Source organism: Gordonia otitidis (genome assembly GCF_020735545.1).
Taxonomy (GTDB): domain Bacteria; phylum Actinomycetota; class Actinomycetes; order Mycobacteriales; family Mycobacteriaceae; genus Gordonia; species Gordonia otitidis.
In genome coordinates this window covers 3,734,832-3,753,987 of record NZ_CP085974.1, presented here as the reverse complement: position 1 = coordinate 3,753,987, position 19,156 = coordinate 3,734,832, and the positions used below count along the sequence as shown (strand labels likewise).

At 65.3% G+C, this 19,156-nt stretch carries 18 protein-coding genes, 1 tRNA gene and 1 riboswitch; of the genes, 7 read left to right on the top strand and 12 right to left on the bottom strand.

All coding sequences use genetic code 11. The features are described from left to right. Positions 1 to 42 precede the first annotated feature (42 nt). On the bottom strand, positions 43 to 438 hold the full coding sequence (locus LK459_RS17095) for a hypothetical protein (RefSeq protein ID WP_007240832.1): 396 nt from the start codon (positions 436 to 438) through the stop codon (positions 43 to 45). 153 nt (positions 439 to 591) lie between these two features. On the opposite strand from LK459_RS17095, the gene hisN reads away from it, so the two are divergent. Together hisN and LK459_RS17085 are read left to right on the top strand one after the other, a co-directional pair. Then, a complete protein-coding gene (gene hisN / locus LK459_RS17090; protein ID WP_227919733.1) occupies positions 592 to 1,392 on the top strand; it encodes a histidinol-phosphatase in 801 nt (266 codons plus the stop codon). 116 nt (positions 1,393 to 1,508) lie between these two features. Then, positions 1,509 to 1,907: a VOC family protein gene (locus tag LK459_RS17085; RefSeq protein WP_007240830.1), complete on the top strand. Its 399-nt coding sequence runs from the start codon at positions 1,509 to 1,511 to the stop codon at positions 1,905 to 1,907. Between the two features lie 81 nt (positions 1,908 to 1,988). Here the strand turns inward: LK459_RS17085 and LK459_RS17080 are convergent, their stop codons facing one another. Together LK459_RS17080 and LK459_RS17075 are read right to left on the bottom strand one after the other, a co-directional pair. Beyond that, the gene (locus LK459_RS17080) at positions 1,989 to 2,648 is read right to left on the bottom strand and encodes an MBL fold metallo-hydrolase (protein WP_007240829.1); all 660 of its coding nucleotides are present in this window, start codon (positions 2,646 to 2,648) and stop codon (positions 1,989 to 1,991) included. A 91-nt stretch (positions 2,649 to 2,739) separates the two neighbouring features. Further along, on the bottom strand, positions 2,740 to 3,201 hold the full coding sequence (locus LK459_RS17075) for a DUF2752 domain-containing protein (protein WP_407648808.1): 462 nt from the start codon (positions 3,199 to 3,201) through the stop codon (positions 2,740 to 2,742). 286 nt (positions 3,202 to 3,487) lie between these two features. Here LK459_RS17075 and LK459_RS17070 point away from each other — a divergent pair, with 286 nt between their 5' ends. Continuing rightward, positions 3,488 to 4,861, top strand: coding sequence for an acyl-CoA dehydrogenase family protein (locus LK459_RS17070; RefSeq protein WP_227919726.1), 1,374 nt, complete (start codon positions 3,488 to 3,490; stop codon positions 4,859 to 4,861). Positions 4,862 to 4,889: 28 nt separating this feature from the next. Next, positions 4,890 to 6,110, top strand: coding sequence for an acyl-CoA dehydrogenase family protein (locus LK459_RS17065; RefSeq protein WP_007240826.1), 1,221 nt, complete (start codon positions 4,890 to 4,892; stop codon positions 6,108 to 6,110). A gap of 80 nt (positions 6,111 to 6,190) precedes the next feature. Here the strand turns inward: LK459_RS17065 and LK459_RS17060 are convergent, their stop codons facing one another. The 8 genes from LK459_RS17060 to LK459_RS17025 all read right to left on the bottom strand — a co-directional run bounded on the left by LK459_RS17060 (position 6,191) and on the right by LK459_RS17025 (position 14,176). Beyond that, a complete protein-coding gene (locus tag LK459_RS17060; RefSeq protein ID WP_007240825.1) occupies positions 6,191 to 6,739 on the bottom strand; it encodes a universal stress protein in 549 nt (182 codons plus the stop codon). Between the two features lie 27 nt (positions 6,740 to 6,766). Continuing rightward, positions 6,767 to 7,135, bottom strand: coding sequence for a fluoride efflux transporter CrcB (crcB, locus tag LK459_RS17055; RefSeq protein WP_227919725.1), 369 nt, complete (start codon positions 7,133 to 7,135; stop codon positions 6,767 to 6,769). After that, positions 7,132 to 7,632, bottom strand: coding sequence for a fluoride efflux transporter CrcB (gene crcB, locus LK459_RS17050; RefSeq protein ID WP_227919724.1), 501 nt, complete (start codon positions 7,630 to 7,632; stop codon positions 7,132 to 7,134). The genes crcB (LK459_RS17055) and crcB (LK459_RS17050) overlap by 4 nt, the downstream gene beginning before the upstream one ends. 22 nt (positions 7,633 to 7,654) lie before the next feature. Next, positions 7,655 to 7,736, bottom strand: a riboswitch (Fluoride riboswitch). A 107-nt stretch (positions 7,737 to 7,843) separates the two neighbouring features. Then, positions 7,844 to 9,739 (bottom strand): propionyl-CoA synthetase, encoded by a 1,896-nt coding sequence (locus LK459_RS17045; RefSeq protein WP_227919723.1) that lies wholly within the window; start codon positions 9,737 to 9,739, stop codon positions 7,844 to 7,846. A 31-nt stretch (positions 9,740 to 9,770) separates the two neighbouring features. After that, entirely contained in the window at positions 9,771 to 10,019 is a 249-nt protein-coding gene (locus LK459_RS17040; protein ID WP_039994563.1) for a DUF2630 family protein, read from the bottom strand. A gap of 79 nt (positions 10,020 to 10,098) precedes the next feature. Beyond that, positions 10,099 to 10,425 (bottom strand): histone-like nucleoid-structuring protein Lsr2, encoded by a 327-nt coding sequence (locus LK459_RS17035; RefSeq protein WP_007240820.1) that lies wholly within the window; start codon positions 10,423 to 10,425, stop codon positions 10,099 to 10,101. Positions 10,426 to 10,937: 512 nt separating this feature from the next. Beyond that, positions 10,938 to 11,011, bottom strand: a tRNA-Met gene (locus tag LK459_RS17030). 189 nt (positions 11,012 to 11,200) lie between these two features. Continuing rightward, a complete protein-coding gene (locus LK459_RS17025) occupies positions 11,201 to 14,176 on the bottom strand; it encodes a UPF0182 family protein (protein WP_227919722.1) in 2,976 nt (991 codons plus the stop codon). A gap of 181 nt (positions 14,177 to 14,357) precedes the next feature. Here LK459_RS17025 and LK459_RS17020 point away from each other — a divergent pair, with 181 nt between their 5' ends. Further along, positions 14,358 to 14,999: a PPA1309 family protein gene (locus tag LK459_RS17020; protein ID WP_227919721.1), complete on the top strand. Its 642-nt coding sequence runs from the start codon at positions 14,358 to 14,360 to the stop codon at positions 14,997 to 14,999. Between the two features lie 105 nt (positions 15,000 to 15,104). On the opposite strand, the gene LK459_RS17015 is transcribed toward LK459_RS17020, so the two are convergent. Continuing rightward, on the bottom strand, positions 15,105 to 16,142 hold the full coding sequence (locus tag LK459_RS17015; protein ID WP_007240817.1) for a YlbL family protein: 1,038 nt from the start codon (positions 16,140 to 16,142) through the stop codon (positions 15,105 to 15,107). 260 nt (positions 16,143 to 16,402) lie between these two features. Here LK459_RS17015 and LK459_RS17010 point away from each other — a divergent pair, with 260 nt between their 5' ends. Together LK459_RS17010 and LK459_RS17005 are read left to right on the top strand one after the other, a co-directional pair. After that, a complete protein-coding gene (locus tag LK459_RS17010; protein WP_227919720.1) occupies positions 16,403 to 17,941 on the top strand; it encodes a zinc-dependent metalloprotease in 1,539 nt (512 codons plus the stop codon). Between the two features lie 231 nt (positions 17,942 to 18,172). Then, positions 18,173 to 19,135 carry a hypothetical protein gene (locus LK459_RS17005; RefSeq protein ID WP_227919718.1) on the top strand — a complete coding sequence of 321 codons (963 nt, stop codon included), beginning with the start codon at positions 18,173 to 18,175 and terminating at the stop codon, positions 19,133 to 19,135. Positions 19,136 to 19,156 lie beyond the last annotated feature (21 nt).

The following is a 19,156-nucleotide window of genomic DNA, read 5'->3' as shown; positions in this document are numbered from 1 at the left end:
ACTCCGGTGCACCGCGGGGTGTTCGTCATGATGGGTCACGAGTCACGCCGGCGGTGGTGCGGACGGCGGAACCTCGGGCGTCTGCATAGGCGGCAACTGTCCGAAACTCCATGTCGTCGCGGTCTTGCCCGGCTTGTAGACGACGGCATGCTCCGAACCGATCTGCGGCCACGGCTCACCCGCGGAGAGGATCATCGTGCCGTAGACCTCAGTCGGGTTCGTTCCGGGACCGTTGATGGTTCCGGAGATGGTGCAGAACATCTGTCCCTTGCTGTCGGGCTCGTTCTGTTCGCTGACGCCCGTGACCGTCAGCGTTCCCTGCGCGTAACCCGCGGTGTTCCCGCCGCCGAATCCGCCGATCCGCTGGCCCCGGTAACGCATGATCATCGCGGCCACGGCAACGACGAGCAGGATGATGAGGATCGCGGTGAACAGCATGGGGACAACCCTACCGATCGCTGCCGGACATTTCGGGCGTTGCCTCTTTCGCTATGAGGTCGTCTATTTCACGATGAGGTTGCCTATTCGCGATGGGCATGACGCGTCCGTCGTGCTGCGGAAGACGATGCGGCGAGGCGATACCCTGACGTGGTGCTTCCGACGCCTGGCTCCGACCTGACCGCCGACCTCGATTTCGCGCTGTCGCTCGCCGAGTCGGCCGATTCGATCACCATGAGCCGTTTCGGCGCCCTCGACCTGCGGGTCTCCGACAAGCCGGACCTCACGCCGGTCTCCGATGCCGACCTCGCGTGCGAGCAGATGATCCGGGATCGTCTCGCGGCGATGTGCCCGCAGGACGAGGTCCTCGGCGAAGAGTTCGGCGGCGCGGCGACGATCGAGGGACGGCAGTGGATCGTCGACCCCATCGACGGCACCAAGAACTTCGTGCGCGGGGTCCCGATCTGGGCGACGCTGATCGCCCTGCTGGTCGACGGCGTTCCCGTCGTCGGCGTCGTCTCGGCACCTGCACTTCGTCGACGCTGGTGGGCTGGACAGGGTATCGGCGCATATGTCTCGTTCGACCACGGCGAGGCGCGCAAGGTCGCGGTGTCGCACATTTCCGACCTCGCGTCGTCGAGCCTGACCTTCTCGAGCCTGTCCGGCTGGGCCGACCGCGGTGTCCGAGATGAATTCATCGCTCTCACCGACCGGGTCTGGCGGGTGCGCGGATACGGCGACTTCCTCAACTACTGCCTCGTCGCGGAAGGCGCAGTGGACATCGCGGCGGAGCCCGAGGTGTCGCTCTGGGACCTCGCCCCGCTCGACGTGCTCGTCCGCGAGGCGGGCGGCAGCTTCACCTCGCTCGAGGGCGTGCCGGGTCCCGGGGGTGGCAGCGCGGTGGCGACGAACGGACTGCTCCACGACGAGGTACTCGCAGCGCTCGGAAACTGACCGGCACGTATCTCCGCCGACCTGACCGCTCGGATAGTCCCGTGGCAATCGTGGTGTGTCCGCCGTCGCCGACTCCTAGCGTTCTGGTTGTAACCTCGACGCGCCAGGAGACCGTAATGCCCAGCTTCCCCGCACTGACCCACGTGGCGATCACCGTCACCGACCTCGACGCCAGCACGCGCTGGTACTCGGCATTGTTCGACGCCGCGCCGGTGCTCGACGAGGACGAGGAGTCCGGCGACTTCCATCACGCGGTGTTCGCGCTCGACGGCGACACGCTCTTCGGATTGCACACGCACACCGGGTCGCGCGCCTCGGGCGCCTTCGACGAGCACGCGACAGGACTCGACCATGTCGCGTTCGCGGTGGGCCGCGACGAACTCGACGACTGGGTTGCTCGACTCGACGAGCTCGGGATTGCACACAGCGGCATCAAACACGCGCACTACGGATCGGGCATCTCGTTCCGCGACCCCGACAACATCGCTCTCGAGTTCTTCGCGCCGCCTGCCTGAACCGCCAACCGGTAGCCGGTACTGCCCCACATCAGGATCACGCGCCGCATCACACCTCGGTGGCACCACACCTCGGTGGCATCACACCTCGGTGGCCGACTCACCGTCCAACACCACGAACTCGGTACCCGGGTCCTTCATGTCCGCGAGGCGCCCGTAGTGGATGCCGGTGCCGGCGTCGGACAGGATCGCCTGATGGATGGGGACGGCGACCCTCGGGGCCATGGCGCGCAGGTAGTCGACGGATTCACTGAGCTTCATCCATGGTGCCGCCGACGGCAGCGCGAGGACGTCGACCTGCTCGAACGGGATGTAGAAGGAGTCGCCAGGATGCATGAAACGTCCTGGCGCGGTTGCAGTTCCGAGTACATAGGCGACGTTGTCGACGACCGGGATCTCAGGGTGGATCACCGCATGGCGACCTCCCGTGAACCGGGCGGTCACCGAGCCGACATCGACCTGGCCGCCGGCGAGCGCCGCGGTCCACTCCCCCGCGACGTCGTCGGAGTTGAGCTGGGCGGCGGTCTGCGGATCGGCGATACGAATCGCCTGCGGATTCTCCCCGATCAGGTTGGGCAATCGTGCGACGTCACAGTGATCGGGATGCTGATGGGTGATGAGAACGGCATCGAGACCGGTGAGACCTTCGAAGCCGTGGGAGAAGTTGCCGGGGTCGAAGAGGATTCTGGTCCCCTCCAACTCGACGAGCACGCAGGAATGTCCGAAGTGGGTTATCTGCATAGGTCCACTGTGCTCTCGGCCGGACCCATGTGCACCCCCGTGTGCACCGATGCCCCCGGTCCGATCCGGCTCCTCCCGGGTTCCGCACCCCTCACACGACTGTGGGGAACAGGCCCCAACCTGCAGCGGCGTCGATGATTCGCGCCACGCCGTACACCAGCCAGATCCCGACGACGGCCAGCGCATACGGCATCAGTCGTCCGAGCCGGAGTCTCGCCAATGCGGCAGGACCGGCCATCAGTCGCCATACTGCGAGTACCACCGCGATGGCCGTCACCGCCATCGTGATCGGCCCGAAGACGTTGAGGGCGATTGCCCCGGCGACATCTCCGTGCATCAGGTGGGTCCAACTGCGGGTGAGCCCGCACCCCGGGCACGGCAAGCCGGTCATGATTCGAAACGGACACACATCCGGCCCGTGGTCGACCGCGGCGGGTGAGAGGACGGCGGCGACCGCCAACGCTGCCCCACCGATCCCGACGACCAGCGCCGGGCCCAGACGACGAGGACCTGCCGGACCGGTCGGATACGACGACCCGACCGGCTTCGGCACGCGACGAACACTGGACACGCCAGCAAGCGTAGTCGCCGAGCCTGCGCCGACGGCCCGACGACTGCGGGCCCCGTTCCCGAACCACGTGACAGCCCATCCCGAACCACGTGACAGCCCATCCCGAACCACGTGACAGCCCATCCCGAACCACGTGACAAAGTCCTTACCGGGTAGTAAGGTCCGTACTTACTATCCGGTAAGATAGGCCCGTGGGCGTGGCCCGCGGCCGGCGTCCCCGGACGGCCACACCCGAGAACAACACCGAGCGCGAAGAGAAATGGTGGTCATGACAACTCACACCGAACCCCGCGACACGTCCGCGGTGGGCAAGAACCCGCACAAGCGCAACGCCATCGGCACCGCCATGCGTGTCCTCACCACGGTGACCGGCTCCGATTTCGCCGAGAAGTACCAGATCCGTGAACCCATCAACCGGATTGCGTACCAGGCCACCAAGACGGGTTTCCAGACCCTCGGTGCCGCCAATCGTGCGTTCAAGAAGGTGCAGAGCGGCGGATCGGGCGGCGCCAAGCGGCTGACCACGGCACCCAAGGATTACTTCAACCTCAATCCCGACGACGAACAGCAGATGATCGCCGAGACGGTGAAGGAGTTCGCCGAGGAGATCCTGCGTCCGGCCGCCTACGAGGCCGACAACGCAGCGACCGCACCCGACGACATCGTCAAGCGTTCGGCCGAACTCGGCATCACCATGATCAACGTGCCGGAGGACTTCGACGGCGCGGCAACCGAACGGGGTGTGGTCACCAACGCGCTCGTCGCCGAGGCGATGGCCTACGGCGATATGGGCCTCGCTCTGCCACTTCTCGCACCGAGCGGTGTCGCCACCACGCTCACCAACTTCGGCAGCGACGGCCAGCAGAAGACCTACCTCCCCGATTTCGCCGGCGAGAACGTGCCACAGTCCGCCGTGGTCGTCACCGAACCGCGTGCCCTCTTCGACGCGTTCTCGTTGCAGACCAAGGCAACTCGCGTCCCGAGCGGCTACCGCCTCAACGGCGTGAAGTCATTCGTACCCGCGGCGGGTTCATCCGAGCTCTTCATCGTCGGAGCCCAACTCGAGGGACGTCCAGCACTGTTCATCGTCGAGTCCGACTCGCAGGGCCTCATCGTCGAGGCCGACCCGGGAATGGGCGTGCGTGCTGCGGGCATGGGCCGACTCCTCCTGCAGGACGTTGCGGTGCCCGAGTCGGCATTGCTCGGCGAAGAGGCCGGCGAGGCAGCATTCGCCGCCTATCGCGACGTGGTGCGGTTGTCGCGCCTCGGCTGGTCTGCGCTGGCTGCCGGTACCGGCAGGGCAGTCCTCGACTACGTGATCCCCTACGTCAACGAGCGCGAGGCGTTCGGCGAGCCGATCTCCAACCGGCAGGCGGTGGCGTTCATGGTGGCCAACATCGCAACAGAACTCGACGGCATCCGTCTGGTCACACTGCGCGGCGCCTCGCGGGCCGAGCAGGGACTGTCGTTCGCCCGGGAATCGGCGCTCGCACGAAAGCTGACCATCGACAAGGGCTTGCAGATCGGCCTCGACGGAGTGCAGCTGCTCGGCGGTCACGGCTTCACCAAGGAGCACCCGGTGGAGCGGTGGTACCGCGACCTGCGCGGTGCAGGCATCGGCGAGGGCATCGTCGTCCTCTAGGCGACGATTCGAGAAGGACACTTCAGACATGGCAATCAATCTCGAGCTTCCGCGGAAGCTCAACACCACCATCGATCAGGCTCACCAGGCGGCAGCCGAGATCTTCCGTCCGATCTCGCGCAAATACGATCTCGCCGAGCACACCTACCCGGTAGAACTCGACACCCTCGCCAGCCTGTACGACGGTCTCTCCGAGACGGGGCAGGCAGGCGCCGGCGCCGACGGCGGACGCAGCCAGAAGAAAAAGAAGGAAACGCCCGAGGGCGTGAACGTCAACGGCGGCAACATGCAGTCGGTGATGAACGTCATCGAAACCTGCTGGGGCGACGTCGGTCTGACTCTGTCGATGCCCTACCAGGGGCTCGGTAACTCGGCCATCGCCGCGGTCGCCACCGACGAACAACTCGCACGGTTCGGCAAGGTGTGGGCCGCGATGGCGATCACCGAACCGAGCTTCGGCTCCGACTCCGCAGCCGTCACGGCCACCGCGACGCTCGACGGTGACGAGTACGTCATCAACGGCGAGAAGATCTTCGTCACGTCCGGTTCACGGGCCACGCACATCGTCGTGTGGGCCAGCGTCGACCGCAGCCTCGGCCGCGCGGCCATCAAGAGCTTCGTCGTTCCGCGCGAACACCCCGGCGTCGAGGTGGTGCGTCTCGAGCACAAGCTCGGTATCCGGGTGTCCGACACCGCGGTGATCCGCTTCGACAACTGTCGCATCCCCAAGGAGAATCTGCTCGGCTCGCCGGAGGTCGACACCAAGAAGGGCTTCGGCGGTGTCATGCAGACCTTCGACAACACCCGCCCGCTCGTTGCCGGAATGGCGGTCGGTGTCGCACGCGCAGCACTCGAGGAGCTACGTCGAATCCTCGAGGAAGCGGGTATCGAGATCGACTACGACAAGCCCGCGGAGAACCAACACGCGGCAGCAGCGGAATTCATCCGTATGGAGGCCGATTTCGAGGCCGCCTACCTGATGACGATCCGTGCGACGTGGATGGCCGACAACAAGGAACCCAATTCGCTGCAGGCATCGATGGCGAAGGCGAAGGCCGGTCGCACGGTCACCGACATCACCAACAAGGCGGTCGAACTGACCGGAACGCTTGGTTATTCGGAGCGGCTGCTTCTGGAGAAGTGGGCCCGCGATTCCAAGATCCTCGACATCTTCGAGGGAACCCAGCAGATCCAGCAACTCATCATCGCCCGTCGCGTGCTGAACAAGAGCAGCGCAGAACTCAAGTGACCCACTGAGTTTCGACAGTAGGAGGTCTCAGTACGAGCCCCGAGCACCCCGGTGCTTCGGGGCTCTTACTGTCCAGATCACTATGCCTGTCCGGGGAACACGGTGTCGACGTCGACGCCTGAGGGGACCACGAGCAGCGGAACCCTCCGCTGGCCGAGCATGCGCCGCGCGACGGATTGACCGACGACCGAGTCGACGTAGGACATGAATCCGCCACGGGGACTTCCGATCACCACCATGAGCGCCCCGTAGCGGTCACTCACCGTCGCGAGAAGCTCAGCCGCAGAACCGTGTCCGCTGTGATAGGTCCACGACGCAGGGACAGCGTCGAGGATTCTCCTCGCCTCCAGTGCGGCGTCGTCGACGGTGGCGTCGAACTGTTCCTCCCAGTTCGGGGCATCCGGGTCGAGCGGTTCGTCGTCGAGGTCGACGATGTGCACCACGTGTAGGTGCGCGTCGAGCAGTCGCGCGAGTCCCGCGGCGTACCGCACGGCGGTGACGCTGTCCGCGTGTCGATTCCACCCGATGACCAATGCGGCTCGGGCATCGAGTCGTGGTGTGGGCCCACGCCTGTGCCGCGTGAGTGGGCCCTCGTCGTCGTGCTGTCCGAAACCTTGTGTGGTCGTCATCATCGAGTCCTCTCCCGAGCTCACCGCTCAGATCGCCCATGCGACCGCGAGACCGACAGCGCATGCCGCGGTAGCACCCACGACGGAACCGATCGCGTTCGACACGGCGAGTGCGCTTCGACGACGCTGCGCCAGTCGCACGGTTTCGACGCTCGCCGTGCTGAAAGTGGTGTAACCGCCACAGAATCCGGTGCCGATGATCGCCTGCAGGTCCGTGGGTGCCGCATGGTAGATCACCAGTCCGGCGAGCACTCCCAACAGCAGCGAACCCGTCACGTTGATCACCAGCGTGGCCCACGGGAACACCGTGCTGCGTCGTTGTTTGATCGCGCCGTCGACGACGAAGCGCGCGACGGCACCGAACGCACCGGCGATCAGGACGGCGACGACGGTCATGACACCTCGCCTCCTCGACGCCGCAGGGCCGCCCCGGCCACGACGATCCCGACCCACGCGCCCACGAGGCCGAGGAGAACGCTCACAACCGCATACGCGACCGCGGTCACGGGTGCTCCGTGGTGACCGAGTTGGGTGGTCTCGAGCGCGAATGTCGAGTAGGTGGTGAAGGCACCACAGAAGCCGGTCCCCGCGCACACACGCACGTTGCGACGCCAACCGACGTCCGGGCCGGCGAGGGCCAAGATCTCCAGCAGCGCGCCGAGAACGAACGCACCCACGATGTTGACGGCGAATGTGGCCCACGGCCAGCCCGTACCCACCGTCGGGAACAGTTCTTCGATCAGATAGCGCAGACCGCTACCGGCGACGCCGCCGACGAAGACGAGGGCGAGCGCACCGACCTGCAGGTGCAGCGGCCGAGGGTTCGGGGCGTCGGGATCGATCGGGATCGGGTTCGTCGCATCATCCGTCGACTCGGCACGTTCATCGCACACCACAAAGCTCCTTCCGTCACCTACCGGAACAGGAACTATCAGCCGTGAACGGCGGTTCGGGGGCACACGGTGCCGCCCGGGCGAGATCCATCACCTTGGCCGAGTCTACGCACCTCATCTGTCATGCCGCACCTTCGGCACCGCCCAAGGTGCGGCAGCACAGATGAGGTGGAGTCCTCATCGGAGTCAGCATCACTGCCGCTCGGCCGTGTCAACCGCCGATCTGTTCGGCCAGCTGTGCCAGCACGTCCGGATCCTCGATGGTCGACGGCACGGCGTACTCCTCGTGATCGGCGATCTGCCGCATGGTCTTTCGCAGGATCTTGCCCGATCGGGTCTTCGGTAGCGCCGGCACCACGGTCACATCGCGGAACGTGGCGACGGGACCTATGTCGTCACGGACCATCGTGATCAGCTCCGACCGCAGGTCGTCGGCGTCGATGTCGACTCCCGATTTGAGCACCACGTAGCCACTCGGTCGCTGTCCTTTGAGATCGTCGTGGATGCCGATCACCGCGCACTCGGCGACCGCGGGATGTGACGCGACCACGGCTTCGATACTGCCGGTCGACAATCGGTGCCCCGCGACGTTGATCACGTCGTCGGACCGTCCGAGGACGAAGATGTAGCCGTCGGCATCGACATAGCCGGAGTCGCCGGTGAGGTAGTAGCCGGGGAACGCACTGAGATATGAACTGCGATACCGCTCCTCGTCGCCCCACAGTCCGGCCAGCGTTCCGGGCGGCAACGGCAGCCTGATGACGATGTTGCCCTCGACACCAGCATCGACGGCGCTGCCCTCGGCGTCGACCACTTCGACGCCGAAGCCGGGCACGGCAACCGTGGCCGACCCCGCCTTGACCGGCATGGGTTGCAGCCCACGTAGATTGGCCGCAATGGCCCAACCGGTCTCGGTCTGCCACCAGTGGTCGATGACCGGTACCCCGAGCACGTTAGACGACCACGCGAGAGTGTCCGGGTCGAGTCTCTCGCCCGCGACGAAGAGAGTACGCAGCGTCGAGATGTCGTACTGGTCGAGAAGTTTCGCATCGGGATCGGCTTTCCGGATGGCCCGGATCGCCGTCGGAGCGGTGAACAGCGCCTTGACGCGATGCTCGGCGATGACCCTCCAGAAGGCACCCGCGTCGGGCGTCCCGACCGGCTTGCCCTCGTACATGACCGACGTCGCACCCACCAGCAGCGGAGCGTAGACGATGTACGAGTGGCCGACGACCCATCCCACATCGGATGCGGTCCACCAGATGTCGCCCGCACCGATGTCGTAGATGTTGGCCATCGACCAGATCAACGCGACGGCGTGTCCACCGTTGTCGCGCACCACGCCCTTGGGTTTGCCGGTGGTACCCGACGTGTAGAGGATGTAGAGGGGGTCGGTGGCTGCGACGTCGACGGGTTCGGTGAGCCCGGCGGTCTCCATCTCGGTGTCCCAGTCGAGCCACTCCGCACCGCCGCTTCCGGCGTGGTCGGCAGCAGCACCTGCCACCTGCGGCCGATCCTTGACCACGACCGACGACACGCCTGCGTCGGCAAGTGTCAGCGCCTTGGCGACGATGGGCAGGTATTCGACGCTGCGGCCCGGTTCGAGACCGCCCGACGCCGTGACGATCGCAACCGGCTCGGCGTCGTCGATGCGAGTGGCGAGTTCCGGGGCCGCGAAACCGCCGAAAACCACCGAGTGCACGGCGCCGATGCGCGCGCACGCCAGCATCGCGACAGCGGCTTCGGGGATCATCGGCATGTAGATGATGACGCGGTCGCCCGCCGATACCCCGCGTCGTCGCAACACATCGGCGAATTTCGACACCTCGACGAGCAGTTCGGCGTAGGTGTACTCGCGGATCTCGTCGACCATCGCCGAGTCCCAGATCAGCGCCATGCGGTCGCCGTGACCGGCCGCGACATGCCGGTCGAGTGCGTTGAAACACGTGTTCAGTCGACCGTCGGGAAACCAACGGTAGATCGGTGCGTCTGAGTCGTCGAGCGCGACGGTCGGCGGATTCGACCACTCGACGTCGGCTGCCGCCTGCAGCCAGAAGTTCTCCCTGTCGTCGACGCTGCGCGTGAACGTCTCGCCATAGCTGCTCATCGAACGCCTCGTTTCGTCCCCTCGCGGCGATTCAGTCCAGGTACTTCTCGACGACGTCGGCAGGCCTGGTCGACGCCGCATCCGGGTCCTGTCCTGCGTCGCGCTTCGCCTGACGCTGGCGCAGGAGATCCCATGCCTGGTCGAGGGATACCTCGATCTGGGACAGGCGCGAGTTCTCCTCGTCTGGCGTGATGTCGCCGCGCCCCAACTTGGAACGGAGTTCGTGCTCCTCGGCGATGAGGTCGGTGATGTGCTCGTGAATCTGCTTGTCGGTGGCCATGGCCACCACGTTAGTACCGCCGGGGCACGGCGAGTCGCAAAAGCTCAGACCGTCAGCGGACTTCGGACGCGCAGGCCACTCAGACGGCGGCTTCGAACGCCGACACGATCTCCGACGAGATGCGCCCGCGATTGCTGATCTCGTACCCGTTCTCGCGCGCCCACGCACGAATCGCCTGCGTCCGAGGGTGCGCGCGCTTCGACGGACGTCCCTGTTTCCCCGATTCATTCGCCAAACGGGAAACTGCCAGATACTTCTGCAGGGATTGTGCGAATTCCTTGGCGTGCGCGGGCGACGTGTCGAACTCGTACTGTTTTCCGTTCAACCCGAAAACAACGGTCACAGCTTCTTCTAATTCCGCCCCGTCGAGATCGTCGACGAACTTGACGACTTTTCTTTTAGCCATGTCGGCTTCCCCTCCTCCGTGTCACGCCGATGATCCGACGACCCTGCCGCGGCACGAGCCTGCACGAAGTACCCCCCGTGACCGGCGTGGCACGACTGCTCATCGCATCGCGCTCGCGCACAATGCGATGCCGACCGCACGGTGTTTCCCCCCGAACGGTTGTGTACGGCTTCCCCACCTGACGCAAACCGGACACATAATCGTCGAATCGGATTGAGTCTAGCGAATATCGGATACTCGCTCATCACCAGAGGCGTGATGTCGCGAAATACGGGCCTCGACGCGCCTACTGCGCGGTGCGGAGAATGTGCTGCCCGAAATCGCAGCGAACGTCTTCAGCGATGCGGGTGCGTCGGCCACGTCGCAGAAACGCGGACTCGCAGTTGCGTTGTTTCGTCCATCCGATGAGCCGAGAACACATTTCGAGCCCAGATGGATCAGCATGAGCCTGATGATATGAATCCGGCCCCGCCGTGACGATCGTGATCGTCACGGCCGGGCCGGATTTCTCGTAGCGGGGACAGGATTTGAACCTGCGACCTCTGGGTTATGAGCCCAGCGAGCTACCGAGCTGCTCCACCCCGCGTTGGTGAACACCACGTTACAGGTGCGTTCGATACAGATGCAAATCCATTACCGTGACCCCCCTGACCTGCGGCGACATGCTCAAAACACCACCAGAATGACATCGGGGTGACCGACGTCACCCCCACAGTTTCACATCGCGTTGACGACGCCGGACCGCGACTCGTACGGCCCGGCGTCGTCGTGCCGATCAATTCCCCGACGGCAGCGCCTCGTACTGCTGCACAGCCTTGTTGAGCCGATCGAGGGCCTGCCCGTATGCGGTGAAGTCGCCCTTGCTCTGCGCATCCTTGAGCTGGCCGAGCGCGGCGCCGATCTCCTTCACCGCGGCGTCACGCTGCGGACTCGACGGCCCCTGCTGGTCGGGTTGTGTCGGTGTGGCGATCGGCTGCTGGCCGTCATCCCCGACGTCGACCGGCCCGTTCTCCGGAGCGGTCACCTGCGCGGGAGAAATCCCGACGTCTCGCAGCGCTTCGGCCACCGTCGCCCGATAACCCACCCTGGCTTCGTTGCTGGCAGCGTTGAAATACACCAGCACGCGGTACAGCTTCGGAATCGCCGAGTCGTCCGTCTTCGACTGCGTGTACATCGGCTCCATGTAGAGCACGCCGTTCTGCCCGACCGGAAGCGTCAACAGGTTGCCGTAGGTGACCTTGGTGGTGTCCTCGACCTGTTTTCGGTCGGACGCCACAGGCCCGGCGCTCTTCATGTTCTCCTGCGCCTGCTGCGGGCCGACGGTCTGTTTGGTCGTCGGCAGTGTCTTGACGGTGATCTTGCCGTAGTCCTCAGGATCGGAGGAGGCCGTCATGTACGCGGAGAGGAACCGGCTGTTGAGACCGTTCATCACCGTGGTGAGCTGGAACTCGGCCTGCGGGCCCGACGGCGATGCCGCGGTGAAGTAGTACGGCGGCTGACTGAGTCCCTGCCGTGCGGCGTCGTCGTTCGTCGGATCGTTGGGGATCGACCAGAAGTCGTTGCTGCGGAAGAACGTTCCCGGGTCGGACACGTGATACCGCGACAGCAGTGTGCGCTGGAGTTTGAACAGATCCTCCGGGTAGCGCACGTGCTGCTTCAGGTCGGTCTGCTTGTCGAACTCACTGCGCGGCTTGACCGTTCCGGGGAAGACCTTCATCCAGGTCTTCAACACGGGATCATCCTGATCGACCTGGTAGAGGGTCACCTTGCCGGTGTATGCGTCGACGGTCGCCTTGACCGAGTTGCGCACGTAGGACACCTGCTTGTTCGCCTGGGTGCGGCCGGTCTGACCACGATTGAGCTCCTGCGCGTCGGTCGTCGCGTCCTGCAGCGACGTCTTCTGCGCATACGGGTACGTCTCGAGTGTGGTGTAGCCGTCGACGATCCACTTGATCGATCCGTCGGCCATGACCGACGGGTAGGTCTTGGAGTCGACCGTCAGCCAGGGCGCGACCTTCTTGACGCGGTCGCGGGGGTCGCGGTTGTAGATGATCTTCGAGTTGGAGTTGATGGCACCCGAGAGCAAGATGTTGCGCTCGGTGTATTTGACCGAGTACAGGACGCGGTTGAACCAGTTGCCCAGTGAGACACCGGAATCGGCGCTGTAGGTGTAGTTCTTTCCGTCGAGGTCGTACTCCTTGTCGCCGCCGGTCGAACCGACGATCGCGTAATCGGGATCGACCTTGGCGATCAGTTCACCGAAGTAGATTCGCGGCTGGGTCACCTTGATCGGCGCGTTCGCCTTGTAATCGTCGGTCTGATAGTTCTCCAGGTCACTCACTGCGAAAACCGGCAGACCACCGCGGTCACTTTCCGCGTCCGACGACGCCTCGTCGACGGTGTTCGCCTGCGCCGCGATGAAGCCGTTTCCGTGCGTGAAGACGGTGTGTTTGTTGATCCAGTTCTGCTGGTTGGCGTCGAACTTGCTGGGATCGAGTTCGCGCGCGGCGACGATGAAGTCACGCTGCTGGCCGTCGACGTCGTAACGATCGACCGCGAGCTGCGTCGGGAATCCGTAGAAGTTCTTGAGCTTCTGCCGCTGCGTGAACGCGGGCTCGATCACATTGGGGTCGAGCACCCTGATGTTCGACAGCGTCGCGGTGTCGTTGTTGACGGCAACAGGATCTGCGGGTTCCTGAGTCCAGTTGCGTTGGTAGACGACGTTGGTGCCGTCGACGAGACCGTAGGCACGTTTGGTCGCGTCCATGTTTCGTTGGATGTACTCGAGTTCTTTCTGCGCCGCATTCGGCTTGACCGAGAACTGCTCCATGGCCAGCGGCCATCCGACGCCCATCACCAGCGCGGTGAACAGCATCAGCACGGTCGCGAGCGCGGGGATGCGCAGATCGCGCAGCACAGCGCCCGCGAAGAACGCGACGGCACAGATGATCGCAACGACCATCAGGATCAGCTTCGACGGCAGCACAGCGTTGATGTCGGTGTAGCTCGCGCCGGTGAAGATCTCCTGTTTGCGCTGACTCGACAGCAGTGAGTAGCGGTCGAGCCAGTACGACACGGCCTTGAGCAGCAGGAAGGTTCCGGCGAGGACGGCCAGCTGGATGCGCGCGGCGTTGGTGATCGAGTTGCCACCACCACCGAGCCTGATCCCGCCGAACAGGTAGTGGGTGATCAGGTTCGCGAAGAACGAGATCACCACCACCACGAACAGGATGTTCAGGATGAAGCGATAGAACGGCAGGTCGAAGGCGTAGAACCCGACGTCGAGCCCGAATTGCGGGTCGCGCTGGCCGAATTCGGTCCCGTGGAGGAAGGTCTGGACTGTGGCCCACGAGCCCTGCGCGACCAGGGCGAAGATCAGGCCGACGAGAATCGGCGGGATGAGGGCATACCACCGGATGTGTCCCATGATCGACGCCCGGTAGCGCGCGAGCGGGTCATTGGGTCCGCTCGCCGGCACGAAGACCGGGCGTGATCGATAAGCGAGCGCGATGGCGCCGAAGATCAGTGCACCCGCCACGATGCCGACGATGAAGAACAAGGCGATGCGCGTCCAGAGAATCCGCGAGAACACTCCGGTGTAGCCGACGTCCGACATCCAGAGCCAGTCGGTGATGATGCTGACGAGCCTGGGCCCGACCAGCAATATCACGAGGATGGCGACTCCCACCCCGATGGCGATCTTGCTTCTGCGCGACAGTGTCGGCATGCCCGCCGGCCCGCGTACGCCCACTAACCCACTCTCCCAGTGCCATCGTTCCGGGGTCCGCCCGGTTCGGTCATTCCGGACATCTCCGGGTTGGCTCGCACCACTCGGCGCGATCGTGGCATTCACTGTACTGGCCCGACACCGAGGTCACCGGATCCTGTGGTCCCGAGACGTCGCGGTAGCGCAGAAGGCACTATTGACAGCCATGACCGACGAGCACAACGGCCCCGGCCACACGGGCGCAGACGACTTCTCATCGGACGTTCCGGGATTCTCCCCCGATGATCTCGGGCGCGCGCTGCACGACATCCTCGACCATGTCGAGCTCGGCGGTTGGGGTCAGCCGCCGCAGTTGTTCGCTCTGGTACCGACGAGCCTCATCGCCGCGCAGAATCCCGAGTTGGTCGACGCCGATGACGATTCGGCGCTCAGCCCCGTGGCTCAGGAACCTCTCGAGGTCGCGAACGGCGACGAGCCCTACGCGCAACTCGAGGAGTTCCTGGCGACGGCGTCGTGGCCACCACCGGTCGAGGGCGTTGCACTGGTCCTCGAGATCGTCGTACTGCCGCCGGACGCCGAGGGCGACCTCGACTCGGCATTCGAACCGCTTCTCGGCGATCAGGACGCCAGCGAATCGGCGGCACGCACCGCCGCACGCGCACACCCGGACGCGCGCACAGCACGGCTGGCCGTCGGAGCGTTGCGTGACCGGAAGACGTTGTCGTTGATGCGGTTACAACCCTCCCCCGGCGACGATCCCGACGCGCCGATGGAGCTCCTCACGCATCCGGAGCTAGCGTCGACGCTTCAGGCTGCACTCGCGGCGACGCTTGATGACCGCACCTAGCGCGGGCCGTCAGAGCTGACGGTGTGGGCCTGAAGAACTCACCATGGTCTGATCGCAGGATGTGTGTGCTGCAGCGCCCGCATCCCCGGATCCGATAACGCGGCCTCAGCAGTGCGGCGCGTCCTTCCCGCTCCGGACGTCGTCGAGGGCGGAGAGCGCCGAATCGAGCGAACTGACTTTCACCAGTTGCAGGCCGTCGGGGGCGTCGGATGTGGCCTCTCTGCAGTTGTTCTCGGGCACCAGGAACACCGTCGCTCCCGCCTCGCGGGCTGCGCGGGTCTTGTGCGTTATCCCGCCGATCGGTCCGACCTTCCCGTCGTCGGCGATCGTTCCGGTGCCCGCGATGAACTTGCCTCCGGTCAGTTCGCCGGGCGAGAGTCGATCGATCACCGCGAGCGTGAGCATCAACCCGGCCGACGGTCCGCCGATGTCGCCGACGTTGTAGGTGATCTTCAGGTTCGGATCGGCGTTGACGACGTCCGGCGTGAGCCCGATGTAGGCCACGTCCTCGGCGTCGGGTCGACTCCCGGCGGTGACGGTGACGGTCTGCCGGGTGCCTGCACGTTCGATGTCCATGGGGATCTGCGCGCCGGGCTTCTGTGCGCGTACGGCCGACTGCACGTCCTCGGACGTCGACACCGGGGTTCCGCCGACTGACAAGATCACATCGCCCTGCCGCAACACCTTCGACGACGGCCCGTCGGATGCCACCGAGTCGACGACGAGTTTCGTCGGACGGTCGAGGTGGCGTAGTGCGGCGGCGGTCGCCGTGCTCTCCGAGCCCGACATCTGCTGCTGGTTCTGTTCCTGCACCTGCTCGGTCGTCTGGTCCGGCGGGAAGATCTGCTCGCGCGGTTGCACCGTGTATCGCCCCGACAGCCACAGCCGCATCGAGTCGAACAAGGTGAGTCCGTCGTTCACCGACACCGTGGTGAGGTTGAGGTTGCCGGTCGTCGGATCGACCTGTGTGCCCGTGATGTCGACGACGGGCTTGTCGTCGAGGTCACCGAGTGTGTTGACGGTCGGGCCGGGGCCGAGTGCGACGAAGGGCACCTGGACCGTCGTGCCGACGACGATGAGGATGAGCAGAAGCAATGTCGTCACGGCGATGGTGGCGATCCGGCGGGAATGCTGCCGCACCATCGTTGCGGGACCTGTCATTCCGCCCACCATAATCGACGCCGCGTGCGGCACTTGCATCCAGTCGCGTGCGGCACTTGCATCCAGTCGCGTGCGGCACTTGCATCCAGTCGCGAGCGGCCAGCGCATCTGGCCGGGTGCGGAACGGGTGAGCCGATGCCGCGCAGCGTCGACAACCGGCGGCGAGATCATTGAGCGAACTACGCTCAAGGCGAACGCTCCGAGGTCACCGGCCGCCGCGCCCGGACGGTACCGTGGAAGGCATGAGTGATTTGCCCTTCGGATTCTCCTCGCACGGTGACGGTGACGACAACAACCGTGACAAGAACGGCGACCAGAACCGTGACGACAAGGGCAGTGGTGCGTCCGGTGGCGCTCCCGGCGGTGGTGACTCCGCCCAGAATCCGTTCGGATTCGCGCTCGGCGGTGAGGCGCTCGACCCCTCGGCCCTCGGTCAGATGTTCAGTCAGCTCGGCAGCATGCTGAGCGGAATGGGTTCCGGCTCCTTCGGATTCGGCGGTAACCAGGGTTCCGGGCCGGTCAATTACGACCTCGCATCCAATCTCGCTCGCCAGCAGATCGGGAACTTCACCCCCGTGCTGGAGAAGGAGACGAGCGCGGTCACCGACGCTGTACGTCTCGCCGACGTATGGCTCGACGACGCCACCACCCTTCCCGGTGGTGTGAGCAAGTCGGTCGCGTGGACGCCCGTGCAATGGCTCGAGCAGACCATGCCCACCTGGAAGCGCCTGTGCGATCCGGTGGCTCAACAGCTGTCGCGTACCTGGGAGCAGAACCTACCTCCCGAGGCCGCGCAGTTCGCCGGGCCCATGATGGGCATGCTGACCCAGATGAGCGGGATGGCCTTCGGCACCCAGCTGGGGCAGGGGCTAGGGCAGCTTGCCAAGGAGGTGCTCACGTCCACCGACATCGGCCTGCCGCTGGCGCCCGAGGGTGAGGCAGTTCTGTTGCCCGAGGCGATCGCGTCCTTCGCCGATGGGCTCGAGCAGCCCGCACAGGAGATCGTCGTGTTCCTCGCCGCACGCGAGGCCGCGCATCTGCGACTGTTCACACACGTGCCGTGGTTGCGTCAGCGACTTTTCGCGACCGTGGAGGAGTATGCACGCGGTATCACCGTCGACTTCAGCGGTATCACCGATCTGACTGCCAACATCGATCCGGCGCAGTTGTTCTCCGATCCGTCGAAGCTCGAGGAGTTGATGAGCTCGTCCGCGTCCTTCGAGCCGACGACCACTCCGGAGCAGAAGGCGGCTCTCAGCCGACTGGAGACCCTGCTCGCACTCGTCGAGGGTTGGGTGGAACAGGTTGTGTCGCAGGCGCTTTCGGATCGAATCCCGAGCACGGCGGCCCTCACCGAAACCATGCGTCGACGCCGCGCCTCCGGTGGACCGGCCGAGCAGACGTTCGCCACGCTCGTCGGACTCGAGTTGCGTCCGCGCAAGGTCCGCGAGGCGTCGGCACTGTGGCGTTCACTTGTCGAGGCGAGCGACATCTCCACACGCGATGGCGTGTGGGCCCACCCCGATCTGATGCCCGATGCCGACGATCTCGACAACCCGGCGGGCTTCATCGATCGTGTGATCGGTGGAGACGTGGGAGGTATCGACGAGGCGATCGCCGAGCTCGAGCGCACGCTCGCCGAGGAGGCGGAGAACACGTCCGGCGGGTCTGCGTCCGACACCACGCCGTCGTCGGAGGCACAGCGTGATTCCGACGGGAATCCCGAATCCGGCGGCGCAGAAGGCGACGACGGCAGCTCGGGGACCAAGGCTGACGACTGACGTCCGCGCTCTCTGCGGTCGCGCACCTCCTACACGTGCGACACGCGCTCGAGCCCTGACGTATGTGCACGCCCTGCCCTTTGCCTGACGCGAGCGCACTGACGACTATGCACTGATGTATGTGCCCTGCAACGCAGTGGTGCTTGTGCACTGTGTACCGGCGTGGGCGAAGGTCTGTGGATAACACCGACGCCCGCCTCACGAGCGGCATTCTGCTGGCAGAGTTGCCGCATGACCCGACGCGCCCATGATCTGCGGACTTCGACGGTCGACGCACCCGGACCCGATGTCCCCACCCCCGATTCTCCCGGACCCGACGACCATCTGCCCGTTCTGATGCCGGGCACCGCGGTGTTGGTCAGGCCGGGGAACAGGGTGCAGATCGGTAGCGGTCCCGACCACGGAGTCGTCGTCGAGCTCGACGAGAGTGGATCGGCGCGTGCGCTGGCGGATCTGCTCGCGACTCTTGCCTGTCCGCGTCGAATGTCCGAGCTGGCACCCGAACTCGCCATCACCGGGGTCGACTCCGCCGATCTGATCCGGGTTCTCGAGCATCTCGTCGCGACGGGCCTGGCCCTCCGCGGGCGGAGGGTGCCGTTTCGTCCGATCGAGGGGCGCCTACGCCGTATCCGCGTGCACGGCACGGGACCCCTGGGCGGACATCTCGCGACGTCGCTGGCCGATGCCGGCTTCTCGGTGACCCGGTCGAGTGGACGACCGTCGCTCGACCACCCGGTTTCGGGCTGGGCCACCGACCTGGTGGTGCTGACCGACTACCTCGTCCACGACACGATGCTCATCGCAGGACTGATGGACGCAGGCACGCCGCACCTGCAGGTACGGATGCGTGACGGCGTGGGCATCGTCGGTCCGTTGGTGCTACCCGGCCTGACGAGCTGTCTGATCTGCATCGATCTACACCGCGCCGACCGCGATCCCGAGTGGCCGATCGTGTCTGCGCAACTGGTGCGCGTCGCCGGCCACGGCCGTCCCGCAGCAACCCGCGCGACCGCGGCGTTGGCTCACGAGCACGTAGATCAACTTGCCGAGGCGATCCGTTCTCCGGATCGCGCAGGGCTGCCCGAATTGTTCGGGCGCACCGTCGAATTGCATTCGGAGCCGACGAGGATCGTCACCAAGACGTGGGCGCCGCATCCGCTCTGCCAATGCCGACCTGCGGCCGCGGTGGGATGAGGCTGTTGCGGCGCGAGGATG

Excerpts from the sequence above, each read along its gene's own strand:
- LK459_RS17095 (WP_007240832.1), bottom strand. The coding sequence starts at position 438 with ATGCTGTTCACCGCGATCCTCATCATCCTGCTCGTCGTTGCCGTGGCC.
- LK459_RS17085 (WP_007240830.1), top strand. The coding sequence starts at position 1,509 with ATGCCCAGCTTCCCCGCACTGACCCACGTGGCGATCACCGTCACCGAC.
- LK459_RS17080 (WP_007240829.1), bottom strand. The coding sequence starts at position 2,648 with ATGCAGATAACCCACTTCGGACATTCCTGCGTGCTCGTCGAGTTGGAG.
- LK459_RS17070 (WP_227919726.1), top strand. The coding sequence starts at position 3,488 with ATGACAACTCACACCGAACCCCGCGACACGTCCGCGGTGGGCAAGAAC.
- LK459_RS17065 (WP_007240826.1), top strand. The coding sequence starts at position 4,890 with ATGGCAATCAATCTCGAGCTTCCGCGGAAGCTCAACACCACCATCGAT.
- LK459_RS17060 (WP_007240825.1), bottom strand. The coding sequence starts at position 6,739 with ATGACGACCACACAAGGTTTCGGACAGCACGACGACGAGGGCCCACTC.
- crcB (WP_227919725.1), bottom strand. The coding sequence starts at position 7,135 with ATGACCGTCGTCGCCGTCCTGATCGCCGGTGCGTTCGGTGCCGTCGCG.
- LK459_RS17045 (WP_227919723.1), bottom strand. The coding sequence starts at position 9,739 with ATGAGCAGCTATGGCGAGACGTTCACGCGCAGCGTCGACGACAGGGAG.
- LK459_RS17040 (WP_039994563.1), bottom strand. The coding sequence starts at position 10,019 with ATGGCCACCGACAAGCAGATTCACGAGCACATCACCGACCTCATCGCC.
- LK459_RS17035 (WP_007240820.1), bottom strand. The coding sequence starts at position 10,425 with ATGGCTAAAAGAAAAGTCGTCAAGTTCGTCGACGATCTCGACGGGGCG.
- LK459_RS17020 (WP_227919721.1), top strand. The coding sequence starts at position 14,358 with ATGACCGACGAGCACAACGGCCCCGGCCACACGGGCGCAGACGACTTC.
- LK459_RS17015 (WP_007240817.1), bottom strand. The coding sequence starts at position 16,142 with ATGGTGCGGCAGCATTCCCGCCGGATCGCCACCATCGCCGTGACGACA.
- LK459_RS17010 (WP_227919720.1), top strand. The coding sequence starts at position 16,403 with ATGAGTGATTTGCCCTTCGGATTCTCCTCGCACGGTGACGGTGACGAC.
- LK459_RS17005 (WP_227919718.1), top strand. The coding sequence starts at position 18,173 with ATGACCCGACGCGCCCATGATCTGCGGACTTCGACGGTCGACGCACCC.